Raw genomic sequence first — 15,469 nt, forward strand, 5'->3', positions numbered from 1 at the left:
TTGAAGCTTTATATTCAAGTCTGTAAAGACTGTCGCATCTCCGTGAAAATACGAATACCCGTACTGATTTAAGCCGATTGAAAAGAAAAAACGAATTTTCGAGGGTTTGAGCCATTTTCACTCTATATTTCATTCTTCAGAGTGATGAATAATGCCGGAACCATCTGAAAACGTGGTCAGATACGTCCGTATTTTTCAAATCCACCTGTGAAGAACTAATAAATTATCCGTAATAACACTGGCTTCTTATGGGGAAGTCCCCTAAAGTATGTACAGAAACCGAAACAGATTATCTCTACTCAGAGCCGTTTAGGTCAGGTTGCTCTACCTTTATTCAAGATTTTCAAGGGATTCAACGTGCTGAAGTCTCCACAACACTAAAACCTAATATCAGCCAAGTTGAAATAGCAGCGGGAGTATTTTTACGGAAATGTTGCTGTCTTTATCATTGTGAAGCGATCGCGCTTAAAATTCAGAAGGTGAATGCTGGTTGGAATTTTATGCGATCGTCTCCTTCTCGTTTCCCACCTCGTCGAAATCTCTGGTTTGAGAGAGCGATGGCAGGGTTGGCACTTGTAAATTTGGGACTTGTTGCCTTTGACTTTGCGTATATTCCTTGGCGGGATTTCTGGTTTCGCAACTTTCCAGCCGTCACCCGCCTCTACGATCCGATAAAGGGAATCGAGCCGCATCGCGATACGGAAGCCTATCTAAGTACGGTAGACACTTTAGAGCAAGAACTTCAACAGTTTGGATTAGAAAGTGTGCAGGTACAGACTCGATTGCAAGATTTGCGCGATCGCAGTTCAGAACTTGTGAGCACGAATCCTTTTGCCGTTGCGAATAAAAGCGGCACGCTTGAACGAATCAAGAATCGTATGCGAGAGCATGTGTTTGGTCAGCGTCGAGGAGAATCGGCAAAGCAAGCGTTTGCAACATTCTGGAGCCAGGAAAATTTAGCACAGCGAGGCGTAGCCACAGAACAGAAGTTTTTCAATCAAGAGATTCGTCCTTTAATCGCTGTGAACTACTATCGACCCATTGGAGAGAATGGCGAATTTGTTGATTGGTTTTGGCTCGTTGATGCACCATTTGTTGGAATTTTTGCTTTAGAATTCATTGCTCGAACGTTCTATCTCAGCCGTCGCTATCAAAGTTTGTCTTGGTTAGATGCAATGCTATGGCGATGGTATGACATCTTTTTGCTGTTGCCTTTTCTCAGATGGTTACGGGTGATCCCGACTGTGGTTCGGTTGGATCAGTCCGGGATGGTTAACCTTGCGCGGGTGCGGACTCAAGCAAGTCAAGGCTTTGTCGCGAACATTTCTGAAGATATGGCAGAAGTCGTTGTCATACAGGTTATCGATCGCTTTCAAGATGCGATCGCGCGCGGTGAGATTTCACGCTGGCTGATTCAATCTGTGAATCGTCCTTACATTGATCTCAATCAGCGCGATGAGGTTCAAGAGCTTGCAACGCATTTAGTCAAAACGACCGTCTACAATGTTTTGCCAAAGATCAAGCCTGAGCTAGAAGCAGTGCTGAGACATAATGTTGATATGATTCTCAGCCAGTCGCCTGCTTATCAAGGCTTGAAAGCAATGCCATTAGTAGGGGATCTACCGCGTCAGATCAATGAGAGACTCGTGGCAGAGGTCACAAGCGGGGTTTATGATGCGATCGTGCTGGCGCTAGAAGATAAAAAAGGTGGTGAATTGATCAGTCAACTCGTGAAAAGTTTTGGTCAAAATCTAGCAACAGAATTACAAGATCAGCGATCGCTGCAAGAGCTTCAGTCTTTAGCAACAGATTTACTCGAAGAGATCAAAGTCAATTATGTGCGGCGATTGAGTGAGGAAGATGTAGAAAGCATTCTAGAGGAAACTCGGCAAATTAGACAGATTCGCTGAGAGGTGGAGAAAAGCAGTGCTAGTAAATCTGACGGAGAGACGGGAAGAACCCAAACTCAGATTGCTCCCTGTCCCCACTCCGAACTGTGCAATTAAGATTGACCCGATGGATCAGCGGCATTGACGAGTTCAGGTTGCTTCTCAAGCGGCGGGCGCTGAATCGATTGATGTAGCCCAGGGCGGGACTCTCGCTGCATGGTGGGAAGCTGAACAAAGCGACCGGATTGAATTGAATTATAGAGCGCTTGAATGATCCGAATATCAATCAAACCCTCTTGACCTGAAGGTTCTGGGTCTTTGTTCTGTAAAATGCAATCTGAGAAGTAAACGAACACGGCTGCAAGCTGATCACGACCTTCAAACGTTTGAGTTTGTGTTTTGTCGTCGATCGTCAAAATATGCTTGATCTCACCTTGCCCTGAATAACCTGGGTCAACTCGCAAATTGCCTTTTGTCCCGACCACTTGATAACTCGAAGTTTTTGCTGCACCAAAGCTGACCGTAAACGAAGCGAGTTGATCGTCTGGGAAACGCAAAATTGCACTCGACATCTCTGCGACATCTCGAAAACGAGGTTCGTCTTTACTAGCTGCTGTTGCAAAAACCTCGATCGGATCTGCCTGAAAGAGATAGCGAGCCGCATTGATACAGTAGATGCCAATATCATCTAGCGTGCCGCCACCAACTGCTTTCTGAACGCGAATATTTCCCGCATTTACTTGCTGAGTAAACACAGAGTTAAAGATGCGTGGTTCGCCAATTTGCCCAGACTTGAGAATTTCGACTGCCTGCATATTCGCTTCTTCGAGATGCAAACGGTAAGCAATCATCAGCTTGACTTGATTGCGATCGCACGCATCAATCATTTGTTGACACTCGTCTTCTGTCACTGCCATCGGCTTCTCACAAAGGACGTGGATGCCTGCATTTGCAGCACGCACCGTATACTCACAGTGCAGATGATTGGGCAATGCGATATAGACGGCATCCACTTCACCACTGTTTAGGCAGTCTTCGTACTGATCATAAGCATAGGTATGCTGAACTCCATACTGTTTAGCAATTTCTTCTCGCTTTGTTGGGTCGTCTGAAACCAAAGCTACGAGTTCAGAATTTTCAGCATGAGCAAAAGCGGGAAGTGCGGAAGCTTGAGCAAACCAACCCAAGCCGACAACAGCATAGCGAATCTTCCTTTGAGTAACTTGATTGGGAGTCATAATGTTAGGAGAAACGGGATTAGGATGAATTTCAGAGGATTTTTGAAACGTATCGTTCCTTGCATTCACCCGCCCCCGGAATAAAACAGAGCGAGGACACGGTGGATGCGTTTCAACCACTCTTGCAGGCTTACTGTAACGAGCGAAAATAGACCGTTCCTCTTGCTAATGAAAGATTAGGACTAAACCAATTGACTTGAGGTGCATCGAATTCTCATCAGTTAAGAAGGACTTGGGGATCATCATCTAACGAAAGCATGAACTCAATCGCAGCAGTCTGCTCCTCTGGGGTGAATCCCGCAGCTTGATCAATCCAATACTCATGTCCACTACCATCTATGTTCGATCGCACTAAATCAGCATTTGCCCGATTTGCCTCAATCATCGGTTTGCGTAAATTGCGATCGACTAACATCCGCAAGCTTGCCGCTGGATCAGGCAAAACATGCTGCATCAATGTTCCTGCCATCCCAATTTGATCAGCTTGAGTAATTTGATAAGCTCCGGTCACGTCAGGCTGCAATGCTTCTGAACTCGCTGCGACTCCACCATCATGCAGATAAGGAGCAGTGACTGCTAAGCCAATCAAGCTAGGAACTTTATACCCTCCAGATGAATCATTCAGCGCAAATGCTCTTTGTTGATCAGACTTTGGCGTAATATCCGTTGGAACAGGCAAAACAGATGGATTCTCAGGCAGGGGAACGGATTCCCCATTGGGATACGTTTTAGGTGCAACGAAGCTTTTGGCAAAGACTTTCAAAGCAGGAGCACGCGAAGGCTGAGTTTTGACTTCTTGCTGAGAAATGACCCGGTGATTCGTGAACGTTCGCCCACTGTGACATTCTGCACAGCCTGCTCGATCGAAGACTTTTGCGCCTTGCTGCAACTGCTGTAAATTTTGAGCTTCAGAGTAGGGAGGTGGAGCTAAGGTATTTTGCCAAGCAGACATCGCATTCAGTTGTTGACCTACAGGCAACCCTGGAGAACTTGCCATTAAGCCATCTAACATAAATGGTGAGCCTTTCGGATAACCAGGCATCCGAATCACTTCATTGATTGCAGGTTCGCCGGGAGTTGGATCAAATTGATCGAAAAATTCAGCCGGATTCACACCATCGGGTAGACGAAATTTCGGATTTGAAGCATTTTGCAGCAGAATGCCGAGATAGGTCTCTTTATCAATCCCAAGTGATGCCTGACTTCCATCTGCTCCAGTCGTCGTATCAGAATTGGTTGCATGGACATTGCTATTGAGCGTTGTAAGTCCGTGAAACCAGCCGATCGCTGAATGTCCGCTCCAACCGTAGGGATAAGCCTCAAACGTGTAAGACGAAGGATTTTGAGAAGGGTTACTCGTCATGGTTCCCGTTGAGTCGAAATTACCGGGTGCCCAACTTAGAAAATCTGCATCTACCGCATCTTCTACTGCTTTCGCATCGGGTAGCTGAGCTTCGTTGCCTTGAGCATTGATGTAACGTCGATCGCCGAATTGCAATTGAGTCGGATTGATCCCTGTATGTCGGAACATCGCGGCTGAATTCGATGCAGATGCCAGAATTAGCCCCGTGTCCAAATCATTGTTAGGCGCACCTTCTAGAATTTTGCCTGTTTGACGATCGACTGCTGCATGACAAAACGCACAGGTAATTCCAACTCGGACTTTACCTTGAGATAATTCAGTCCGCATTCCGAGCGGTAAAAGCGATCGAGCCGGAATATCTAACCCCGTATTCAACAAGGTCCCTGCTTTGAATTCTCGCCCACCGAGAGTGACATCTCGATCAACTGCAACTTGTAAATTCGTGGTGGGTTGTCCTGCGAGTTTGACGATCGCTTTTGTAATACTTGCTAAATTAATTGGTCCATCTAACGCTCCTACTACATCGGTCAGAAAGCGCTCATTGCCAAAGGTTTCGCGATAAAAGGTATCTCGTCCGAGTGTGAGCAAGTCTTGATTAATCTCGACTGCACCTTGTTCTGGGGAGAGTTGTTCTTTTCCGGCTTCGGTTTGCAGCAGTTGTTCTGCATCCGATGGATTAACTACGTGACCCAAGACATCGTAGGAACCGAGACTGCTAGGCGGTGCTTGAGTCACTGGAGTGTAAGTACTGCTGAGATTTGGAGTTCGCATCGGTAAGACAAGCTCAGCCTGATACCCCAGAAAGCCAAAAAAGATCAAACTTAGCAATAGCGCGATCGCACGAATGGGCAGACGTTTCGGTTGCGACTCAAGAGAAGAAGAGTCTGGAAAAGATTCGGCTGTCTCTAGCTTGTTCGATGAACTCATGCATGACCTCGATCGTGCGAATGACCTCCCGTAAAACTAAAAATTTTCTCGGCAAGAATTCGTCTACCCAAAGCGGGAGACAGCTCTATACAAAAAACGACTTGATGAATACGAAGGTTCTCTATGGAAATCCTTACAAACTTGCATCATAATCAATTCAGCTTTTGCAACATAATGATCAGTTAGAAAACACTGAGGTAAGGTATGCCAATTAAGAAAGGCGAGATGGTGCGCGTTGTGCGTGAGAAATTAGAAAACAGCGTCGAAGCAAAAGCCAGCGATCCGCGCTTCCCTAGCTATATCTTTGAAACCCAGGGTGAAGTCGTCGATTTGAAGGGCGATTATGCTTTCGTCAAATTTGGCAAAGTTCCCACTCCTAATATTTGGCTGCGTCAAGACCAGCTTGAATCCTTCAAATAGGCGCGATTCTTAAAGGATTCCAATTGTGCCGCTAGTTTCTTGATCGACAGCGCTAAGATGAAATCAAGAAGCACTGGCGGCAATTTTCATGTCTTCTTCTTTTCCAACCTGCTCCCAATTCCGCGTTTCGATCGTTGGCTCAGGCAATGTTGGGAGTGCATTAGCTCAGCGAGTTGCAGAGAAAAATTTAGCAGATGTTGTCCTACTTGATGTAGTTCGGGGTCGTCCGCAGGGATTAGCGCTCGATTTGATGGAAGCGCGCGGGGTAGAACGGCACGATCGCCACATTTTTGGAACCAACGACTATCTCGATACGGCGAATTCTGATGTCATTGTGATTACAGCCGGACTGCCTCGCAAGCCGGGGATGAGCCGAGATGATTTGCTTTTAACCAATGCCAAAATCGTGCGCGATGTAGTGAAACAAGCGATCGCACATTCTCCTCATGCGGTGATTATCGTCGTTACGAATCCACTCGATGTCATGACGCATCTCGCTTGGGCAGTGAGCGATCTGCCGCCTCAACAAGTCATGGGCATGGCAGGTGTTCTCGATTCCGCTCGGTTTCAAACCTTTATCGCAATGGAACTGAATGTCTCAGTGTCAGACATTAATGCCACCGTCCTAGGCGGGCATGGCGATCTCATGGTTCCATTGCCTCGATATTCGACTGTCAATGGAATTCCAATTACAGAACTTTTACCCGAAACCACGATCGACAAACTCATCAAACGCACCCGCAACGGCGGTGCAGAGATTGTTGAATTAATGCAGACCGGAAGCGCATTCTACGCACCTGCATCTTCAGCTTGTGCGATGGTTGAAGCAATTTTGTACAACAAATCTCGCCTGTTACCGATCGCCGCGTACCTTCAAGGAGAATATGGACTGAACGAGGTCTTCATTGGAGTTCCTTGCCGATTAGGATGCGGTGGCATCGAGAAAATCATCGAACTCAATCTCACAGATTCTGAGTTAACAGCACTTCATACTTCAGCAAAATCGATTCGAGAAAATATTGATCGTGCAAATCAACTTTTAGCAGCTACAGTGTAACCATGCTGAAAAACCCCGCTGTAGGGGGAGTCTGAACATTTAGAAACAGTGCAAACTATCGAAAGGAAATTCATCAACTTTTTGTCACCGCAAGGAACCGAAGAACATGAATCGTCGCTGGCTGATGGGCATAGTGGGTCTGATTTGTCTTGGAACCGTTGGATACACAGTCTCGATCGTGGCTGCAACGCCTGAAGAAATGCTACGTCGCCCATTTAGTTGTCCTGGCTCATCCAAAGCTGAAGCAAAGGATTTTCAGGTCTTGACGGTGCGAAAATGGGAAAAAGGCATTGTAGCTTTGTCGCGTGGAAATTGTCCGAGTGAAGCCAAATCGTTGCAAAAAGAAGCTTCAGTTCAGCCTGCCCTCAGTTATCGAGTTGTCAAACGCAATGGCATGGAATGGAGCCTAAAATCGACAGGCAGTTCCTTCAATCAGAATCCTGACAAACCCACCGCTGGAAAACAGCAAAAACTGATTCGATACCACGTCGGACGGACTCATCCCAACGTTAAAGAGCGCCATACGGTGTTCTATGGTGAAATTTTTTCTCCCGATGTTGCAGCCGTCGAGGTTGTCTTTGATAACGGTAAGGTTCTCCGAGATACAGGCACGAATGGAATGCTACTGCTGGTCGGATCTGGAGCGACGGGTATCTGCGATGTACGGGCTTTAGGGACCGATAATCAGATCTTGCAACGAGACGAGCCGATTCCCATCCAACCGACGCTGGGAAGTAATACCTGTCAACCAATTTCGGGGCAGTTATAGACTGCTCGATCGATTAAATTTCATCCATAGACTCCAGTGAATTGATAAGTATATATTGATCAATTTCCCGTAATTTGCCGGAGATTAAATTCTTGGGATGGTATCAAAAATGGGCTGCCTCCGAAGAGAGCAGCCCACTTATCTTAGATGCGGAACCCGGGACTTGAACCCGGAAGTCCTTGCGAACACTAGAACCTGAATCTAGCGCGTCTACCAATTCCGCCAGTCCCGCATTTATCGGTCGCGATCTCCAAGTATCGTGGATTGCATTGAAATTGTCAATCTTTTTGGAAATTGATTTTTTCTGAGTTTACGCAAAACGGGCGACGTGGAATGCCGGGCAGTGCAGAGTGATGCTGGACAATTTCCTGCTTTCCGGTAGAATCTAAACCAACTTTGAAGTCCCAAATCTTAGCGTAAATTTCAACATGCCGACCCAGGAGGACAGACCCATTACTCTCGCGCCCAATTTGTCTCAAGATTCTTCACCTGAAGAAAGTCACTCTGTACTACACATTTGGGGACAACAACCCCTGAGTGGACACGTCAAGATCAGCGGGGCTAAAAATTCCGCCCTTGTCCTCATGGCTGGGTCGATTCTTTGCTCAGGAACTTGTCGGTTACGAAATGTCCCTTCGCTGCTCGATATCACTCGCATTGGCGAGATCTTGTCAGCCTTGGGCGTTAAAGTACTCCACGATCAAGAAGCTGGCATTCTTGATTTGGATGCCTCTGATATTAACCAATCCAAAGCGCCTTACGAGATCGTTAGCAAACTCCGGGCAAGCTTCTTTGTCATTGGTCCCTTGCTGGCGCGTTTAGGCGTTGCTCAAGTGCCGTTGCCGGGTGGATGCTCGATCGGCGATCGTCCCGTTGATTTGCACGTAAAAGGCTTACAAGCCCTAGGTGCAGAAGTCATCATCGAACATGGGGTTGTCAATGCGTACGTGCGTGGAAATCGCAAACGCTTGACAGGCGCACGGATTTATCTCGATTTCCCAAGCGTGGGTGCAACCGAGAATATCATGATGGCAGCGACCTTAGCAGAAGGCGAAACAATTATTGAAAATGCCGCTCAAGAGCCGGAAGTCGTCGATTTGGCGAATTTCTGTAATGCGATGGGTGCAAAGATTCAAGGTGCAGGAACTAACCGGATTGTGATCAACGGCGTTCCCAAATTGCACGAAATTGATTATTCGGTTGTCCCGGATCGGATTGAAGCGGGAACGTTTTTGATGGCGGGTGCAATTACGCGATCGGAAATTAGCTTATCTCCTGTTGTGCCGGATCATTTGAGTGCAGCGATCGCGAAACTCAGCGAAATCGGAATTCATGTGGCAATTGATGCTCCCGATTGTGTTCGAGTGTTGCCTGCCAAAACTTTCCGGGGTACGGATATTGAAACCTTGCCTTTCCCTGGATTTCCTACAGATCTGCAAGCTCCGTTTATGTCATTGCTGACCTTAGCCGAGGGAGACAGCATGATTACAGAGACGCTGTTTGAGAATCGGCTTCAGCATGTGGCAGAACTGAATCGCATGGGCGCAGATATTCGCTTAAAAGGCAATATTGCGATCGTGCGCGGTGTGCCTCAACTGTCTGGTGCGCCTGTCCAAGGTACAGATCTGAGAGCTTCTGCCGCCTTAGTAATTGCGGGCTTGGCAGCGAATGGCATGACGACTGTGAAAGGGTTGAATCACCTCGATCGTGGGTATGACAACATTGAGGCGAAACTGCGAGGACTGGGTGCAAAAATCCAGCGTGCGCTCGATACTTCTGTTGTCAGCGCTCCCATGAAAGTCACCCTCTAAGTTCAGGCGTTTTCGTTATACTGGCTTTGAGAGATTCTGTACGCCTGAACATGTCATTCTCAAAGTCAGCCCTGATTGGGCTAAAAGCTGATCAGTTCCGTCACCCTCTAGATTTAGAGGCGACCCAAGCGTTGAAACAGTTGCCCGGATTGGATCTGGCAATTCGCGCTCTGTTGGGGAATGTGGCGGAACAATTTTTTTATCTTGAAAATATTGCCTCCAGCATTTTGGTGAGCGAGCAGCAACTCCCTGAGTTGCACCAGCTTTTGGTTGAAGCTTGTAAAGTTTTAGATCTCGACGTGCCGCAGCTTTATGTGCGTCAACATCCTGTACCGAATGCTTATACCTTCGCGATGAGAGGGAAGCAACCGTTTATTGTGATGCACACATCGCTGATTGATCTGCTCACACTTGAAGAGATTCAAGCCGTGATCGCGCATGAATTAGGGCATCTGAAGTGCGATCACAGCGTTTATTTGACGTTGGCAAATCTGCTGATTTTGGCGGCAGGTCAGTTGCCGATGGGAGGCGTTTTGACCCAAGGATTGCAAGCGCAGATTATGAATTGGGTGCGCTGTGCGGAGTTTACTTGCGATCGTGCAGCCTTGCTTGCGACTCAAGATCCGAGAATTACGATGTCGGTGATGATGAAGCTGACGGGAGGATCGCCCAAGTTGGCGAATCAGTTGAATCTCGATGCCTTTATCGCTCAAGCGCGGGCTTACGACGAGGTGAGCAAGACGGAGATTGGAGAGATGTTGAAGCAGTTGCAGACGGCGCAACTATCGCATCCGGTTCCAGTTTTGCGAGCACGGGAAATCGATCGCTGGGCGAGTTCGCAAGAGTATCAGAAGTTAATCAGTGAGCGGTCAGAAAAACCCGCGATCGGCGGCTGGCGAAACTGGTAAAAGCAATCAGCGATTTAGCACTCCCACTGCTTCAATCCGTTGAAGTGCTAAATCGCTTGGAGAGTCTTTAGAGATAAGTAGGAGAACTTGTCCACGCTTCCAGAAATGAGAGAACAAGGCTGATCCGGTTCTCCCAATTGATCAACGACGAGCGCAGCCCCAGAAAAATCGTGGCGGCAGGTGTAATCATTCATCGTGATCACCGTTTTGAGATTAGCTTGCAGAGCCGCTTGTAAGCCTGGATAGGAATCTTCGATCGCAATACAGTCTTCAGACTCTAAATTCAATTGCTCCAACGCATACAGATAAATATCAGGTGCGGGCTTTTTCTGAGGCACAATGTCCCCTGCTGCAATCACTTCAAACCAATTCGGGCTATCGGGCGCAAGCGTCGTTTCGAGCAGGGCAATCACATTCTCAAATTGGCTCGTTGTCGCGATCGCTAATCTCACGCCTGCGTCTTTTGCCTCTTGAATCAAGCGCTGGACACCGGGACGTAATGGAATCAGCCCTTCTTTGACCAGCGTTTGATAATGCCCAGTCTTCGCAGCATGAAGCTGTGCCGCAAACGCTTTGAGATCCGCTTCAGGAGATGGCACATCATACGTTTTCACATAATGCTGAATGCGCTCTTTGCCTCCTGCAACTTCGAGGAGATCGTGATACAGGTCAATCGACCAATTCCAATCCAAGCCAAAATCCGCGAAGGCACGATTGAACGCAATGCGATGTCCATCCCGTTCGGTGTCAGCCAGCGTTCCGTCCACGTCAAAAATTAGAGCCTTAAGTGCCATAAGAATTTTGTAATCAATTTCCTGATTCGTCGAAGATGCGCCTGTAGAGAACAATATCAAGATGTGCTTTTAATTACTCAGTGATTTGTTCAGGGGCGAAAACAATGAAGAACGGAAAATGGTTGAACCTAGCTGAATCCTTAACGTTAGTTGGCTCAGGAGTTGGAGCGATCGCATCGATCGCATCTCAACAATTAGCGTTCACTGCTGCTCCCGTGTCTTTTCTGTTACTTTTGAACGTTGCAAATCGCCGTCGTCTTGATAAAGAAACCCTAAACGCGGCAAATCGTAACATTGCTCATCTTGACCAGCGCTTCTCCGATGATATCAAAGCTTTAGATCAGCAAATGCGAACACTGCCCACCTTTGTTGATCTTGCCAGCGTTCGCAAAACAATTCAGCAGCGGCACGATAACGCGATCGCTCAATTACAGCACAATGTCTCCAGCCGATTGAGCGCAATCGAAAGTCGGGATCATGAACAGCTTGAAAAAGAATTAGAGTACCTGAAGACGAAGTACTCTCAGCTAGCAGAATCGATGGCAACCGTTTCGCAGTATTTGAATCGGTTAGTGACCACAAATCGCGTCGAAAGTGCCGAAAGTGAGATTGCCGAATTACGCACCGAAGTGGAGCAATTAGCGTCGAAACTCAGCGAGGTTTCGACCAGTCAGAAGCAAGTAATTCCGCGGCTGATGCAAGATGAAATTCATCAAATTCATCGGCGGTTGAATAGCTTGCCCTCGCCTTTTGATGCGACTGCCTTAAAGCAAGAAGTAGATGGACTCGTCAAAATTGTCGGAGATTTGGTATCTCGGCGAGATATGGCAAAGCTGATGGCAGAAATTGAAAAAATCCGCCATCAACATCAAGCTTTAGAGCAAACAGTCGTTCCGATGCGATCGGTAAATACCATTATGCGAAAGCAGATGGAAACTTTATCGTCTTGGATGACCACCGGACATCCGGCTTCGCCTGGGAGCAATATCAATCTTGAGCAGTTGCAGAATACCGTCGCTCAACTCGAAGCGCGGTTAGAAGAAAGTGCAAATCTCAAAGATATGCATACCGAAATGGAAACCATGCTCAATGGGCATTTGAGCCATTTGCAAGAGCAATTTGAAAGCGTTCAGCAGCATACCCGCAGTCTCGATCGCCAACAGAAACAGCTTGCTGAATGGATGGGTCGTTTGCCTGAAATGTTGGATGCAAAAGCATTGCAAAATCAGATGAAGTATCTCACTTCTCGTTTAGAAGTCACTGAAGCTCAGCTTTCAGACCTGGTGAATACGCCAAAATCTGAGTATGAATTGATGTTTAACCTATCTCAGGCACAATCTGATCCGTTTTCAAATACTCGCGCTGTGCTACAAGAAGCATTAAGTTCGGCTCAGTCTCGTGTGATTGTGGTATTCCCTTACCCCGACCAGGCAACGCTAGATGCAGAACTGATGCAAAGCTTTCAAGACTTTCTCAATCGGGGAGGACAGCTTGATATTGGTTGGGGACATTTGGGAGATCGGCAAGCGATGCAACAAGCAAAACTGATCTCCGATCGCGAAGCTCCTTCAACCTCCAAGAGCTATATTAAGCAAATTCTGCAACAGCTTACCCAACTCAAGCGCGAGTATTCTGAGCAATTTCATTTTAAGATTTTAGGCACGAATGAAAATTTCCTGGTTTGTGATTCCAGCTATGGCGTGGTTGGAATTCAACCAATTCCGACCGCTAGCGTTGCCTTTCCTGAAGTTGCATTTGGCATTCGGACTGAAAATCAAACGGTGATTCAGGGATTAGTCGATCGCTTTAACAAGCCGATGCTCGATGCGAAAGATGTAACGTCGCATTTGAATCGAGCGATCACCCGGTATGAGATGGGCGATTTTCAAGGTGCGATCGAAGACTATTCTAAAGTCGTTGAACTCGATTCAAACCATTACATTGCTTATAACAATCGGGCGCTGATTAAGTTTGAATTGGGGAATTACGCAGAAGCGATCGCAGATTTGAATCGGGCTGTGATTAGTCATTCGGGCAACTGTATTGCTTACTGTAATCGGGGTGTCATTTGGGCACAGATGGGTGAGAAAAATAACGCGATCGATGATTTTAGCTATGCCATTCAAGTCGATCCAGCTTGTCTGAATGCCTATTTTCAAAGAGGCTTGGCACGGATGAAATTTGAGAATACGCTCGGTGCGATCGATGATTTTACTGCCATGATTTGTATTGATGCAATGAATGCTGTGGCTTACTTTCATCGAGGGCTAGCTCGCAGTAAAGTGAGTGATAAAACTGGAGCGATTCGGGATTTGAAAGAGGCCGCTTGGTTGTTTTCGGTACAAGGCGATCAGGCGAAACATCAACATGCGATCGCGGCAATTCATAAACTCCGTAAACGTTTTGTGACCGTAGACACACCAGATTTGCACTTAGTTTGTGAGGCTTAATATTGCGGCATCGCCCTTTGCGGTTTAATTGAGAGTGGACATTGCGACCTCGAAGACCATGACTCTCCAAAGTAAGCCTGCTTGGGCTGGCGATGATTTTCTCTCTCGTTGTGTAAATTTGCTGATTCAGACTCAGCCTGTTTACGCTGTGATGAAACAGCAGGCGCGCCAAGTCTTGATTAAAACGGCTGAACGAAACGGTGTGCCCTGGCGGAAACGAGTTGAAGAATTTGCGGCGGCTGAAATTGAACAATCTGCTGCTCAACTTACAAATCAGAAGGTCAGCTATCCTGATTATTATCAAGTTCCATTTCATGCTTACGAGCACGGGAATCTATGCTGGCAAGCTGCGTTTGAGGCAGAACCTGCGACTCATGCGATGGCACTCCGAGTCTGGAAGGATGAACCGCTGACGTGGGAGGAAGCTCAAGCTCGACTGCGGGGGAGCTTCCATCAGGTACTTGCTCAAAATATTCAACAGCCTGTGCAAGACATTCTCGACATCGGTTGCTCGATTGGACTGTCTACTATAGCTCTACATCGGTTCTATCAGAATCGGCAGCAGCAGCAAGTTCGCACGGTTGGGCTAGATTTATCCCCTTATATGCTGGCAGTCGCTCAGTATCGGGATGGCGATCGCGAGATCAGTCAATGGATTCATGCCAATGCTGAAGCAACCGAGTTGCCCGATTGCTCATTGGATTTGATCACGATCCAGTTTGTGCTGCATGAGTTGCCGCGATATGCGACGATCGCGATTTTTCAAGAAGCATTGCGATTGCTGCGTCCGGGTGGGCATTTGGCAATCGTCGATAACAATCCCAAGTCTCCAGTCATTCAGAATCTACCGCCTGTACTCTTTACGCTGATGAAAAGTACTGAGCCTTGGTCAGATGATTACTACACGTTTAATGTTGAGGCGGCTCTAGAATCTGTTGGGTTTGAGCAAGTGAAAACTGTGGCGAGTGATCCTCGCCATCGCACAATCTTGGGGCATAAACCGTGAATTTCCAGAACAAAACGATCATTCTGACCGGAGCATCGGCGGGAATTGGGAAAGAGCTAGCGCGCTCCCTCGCTCAAAAGGGCGCAAATTTGGTGCTTGCTGCTCGGAATTCAGCCGCTTTAGAAGAAACGGTTGCGTTGTGTATGGCACAGGGAGGGCAAGCAATAGCAGTGCCGACCGATGTGACTCAACCGGAAGCCTGTCAAAAACTGATTGAATCTGCGATCGCAAGATTTGGACAGATTGATGGTCTGATTAACAATGCTGGCATCTCGATGATTTGTCGGTTTGAGGAAGTCACGGATCTGACAACTTTTGATCAGATTATGCGAGTGAACTATCTAGGAGCTGTGTATTGTACGCATTCTGCTTTACCTCATCTCAAACACAGTCAAGGACTTTTAGTTGCGATCTCTTCTCTTTGCGGTAAAACGGGAGTTCCGACACGCACAGGATATGTGGCGAGTAAACATGCAATGCAAGGTTTTTTCGATACACTCCGAATTGAACTGCAAGGGAGTGGTGTCGATGTATTAGTAGTATCTCCGGGATTTGTTGCAACTGACATTCGAGAACGTGCTTTCGATGGGAAGGGGCAACTACTAGGGCAGAGTCCTCGCGATGAAGAACAAGGCACAATGTCTGTAGAGGAATGTGTGCGGCAAATTGTGGGTGCAATGGAAAAACGGAAACGAGAGCATTTGATGACCTTGAAAGGCAAAGCAATTCCGTGGGTAAAACTCATCGCGCCGGGGCTAGTCGATCGCATCGCTGCCTATGCTGCGCGTGTTAAGGCGGAGAAAAATAGCCCTCTTGCGTAAATCCCTGCGCCTTGAC

General features: G+C 47.2%; 12 protein-coding genes and 1 tRNA gene. 9 read left to right on the plus strand and 4 right to left on the minus strand.

From position 1 onward, the window contains the following. Positions 1–248 precede the first annotated feature (248 nt). Positions 249–1,910 (plus strand): hypothetical protein, encoded by a 1,662-nt coding sequence (locus ACMUEV_RS05105; protein WP_242044820.1) that lies wholly within the window; start codon positions 249–251, stop codon positions 1,908–1,910. A gap of 92 nt (positions 1,911–2,002) precedes the next feature. Here the strand turns inward: ACMUEV_RS05105 and ACMUEV_RS05110 are convergent, their stop codons facing one another. Further along, positions 2,003–3,127: a Gfo/Idh/MocA family protein gene (locus ACMUEV_RS05110; protein ID WP_190653418.1), complete on the minus strand. Its 1,125-nt coding sequence runs from the start codon at positions 3,125–3,127 to the stop codon at positions 2,003–2,005. 217 nt (positions 3,128–3,344) lie between these two features. Further along, positions 3,345–5,417, minus strand: coding sequence for a hypothetical protein (locus ACMUEV_RS05115; RefSeq protein WP_190653417.1), 2,073 nt, complete (start codon positions 5,415–5,417; stop codon positions 3,345–3,347). A gap of 204 nt (positions 5,418–5,621) precedes the next feature. On the opposite strand from ACMUEV_RS05115, the gene ACMUEV_RS05120 reads away from it, so the two are divergent. The 3 genes from ACMUEV_RS05120 to ACMUEV_RS05130 all read left to right on the plus strand — a co-directional run bounded on the left by ACMUEV_RS05120 (position 5,622) and on the right by ACMUEV_RS05130 (position 7,663). Then, positions 5,622–5,837: an NAD(P)H-quinone oxidoreductase subunit O gene (locus ACMUEV_RS05120; protein WP_017290342.1), complete on the plus strand. Its 216-nt coding sequence runs from the start codon at positions 5,622–5,624 to the stop codon at positions 5,835–5,837. An 88-nt stretch (positions 5,838–5,925) separates the two neighbouring features. After that, positions 5,926–6,894 (plus strand): malate dehydrogenase, encoded by a 969-nt coding sequence (gene mdh, locus ACMUEV_RS05125; protein WP_190653416.1) that lies wholly within the window; start codon positions 5,926–5,928, stop codon positions 6,892–6,894. A gap of 106 nt (positions 6,895–7,000) precedes the next feature. Continuing rightward, complete coding sequence (locus ACMUEV_RS05130) at positions 7,001–7,663, plus strand: hypothetical protein (protein WP_190653415.1); 663 nt, start codon at positions 7,001–7,003, stop codon at positions 7,661–7,663. Between the two features lie 148 nt (positions 7,664–7,811). Here ACMUEV_RS05130 and ACMUEV_RS05135 read toward each other — a convergent pair. Then, positions 7,812–7,895 (minus strand) — tRNA-Leu (locus ACMUEV_RS05135). Between the two features lie 196 nt (positions 7,896–8,091). On the opposite strand from ACMUEV_RS05135, the gene murA reads away from it, so the two are divergent. Further along, positions 8,092–9,474, plus strand: a complete 1,383-nt coding sequence (murA, locus tag ACMUEV_RS05140) for a UDP-N-acetylglucosamine 1-carboxyvinyltransferase (RefSeq protein ID WP_190653414.1) — start codon at positions 8,092–8,094, stop codon at positions 9,472–9,474. A gap of 50 nt (positions 9,475–9,524) precedes the next feature. Next, entirely contained in the window at positions 9,525–10,382 is an 858-nt protein-coding gene (locus tag ACMUEV_RS05145) for a M48 family metallopeptidase (RefSeq protein WP_190653413.1), read from the plus strand. A gap of 47 nt (positions 10,383–10,429) precedes the next feature. Here ACMUEV_RS05145 and ACMUEV_RS05150 read toward each other — a convergent pair whose 3' ends face one another. Next, on the minus strand, positions 10,430–11,176 hold the full coding sequence (locus ACMUEV_RS05150; RefSeq protein WP_190653412.1) for an HAD family hydrolase: 747 nt from the start codon (positions 11,174–11,176) through the stop codon (positions 10,430–10,432). A 104-nt stretch (positions 11,177–11,280) separates the two neighbouring features. Between ACMUEV_RS05150 and ACMUEV_RS05155 the strand changes: the two genes are divergently transcribed. Genes ACMUEV_RS05155 through ACMUEV_RS05165 form a run of 3 tightly spaced genes read left to right on the plus strand, consistent with a single transcriptional unit; the run spans position 11,281 to position 15,453 of the window. Next, positions 11,281–13,626 carry a tetratricopeptide repeat protein gene (locus tag ACMUEV_RS05155; RefSeq protein ID WP_190653411.1) on the plus strand — a complete coding sequence of 782 codons (2,346 nt, stop codon included), beginning with the start codon at positions 11,281–11,283 and terminating at the stop codon, positions 13,624–13,626. Between the two features lie 58 nt (positions 13,627–13,684). Then, positions 13,685–14,632 (plus strand): class I SAM-dependent methyltransferase, encoded by a 948-nt coding sequence (locus ACMUEV_RS05160; protein ID WP_190653410.1) that lies wholly within the window; start codon positions 13,685–13,687, stop codon positions 14,630–14,632. Beyond that, positions 14,629–15,453: an SDR family oxidoreductase gene (locus tag ACMUEV_RS05165; RefSeq protein ID WP_190653409.1), complete on the plus strand. Its 825-nt coding sequence runs from the start codon at positions 14,629–14,631 to the stop codon at positions 15,451–15,453. Before ACMUEV_RS05160 ends, ACMUEV_RS05165 begins: the two co-directional genes overlap by 4 nt. Positions 15,454–15,469: the final 16 nt, after the last annotated feature.

Origin of the sequence: Leptolyngbya sp. FACHB-1624 (assembly GCF_047649235.1) — a bacterium.
GTDB classification, from domain to species: Bacteria; Cyanobacteriota; Cyanobacteriia; order Leptolyngbyales; family Leptolyngbyaceae; genus Leptolyngbya; species Leptolyngbya boryana.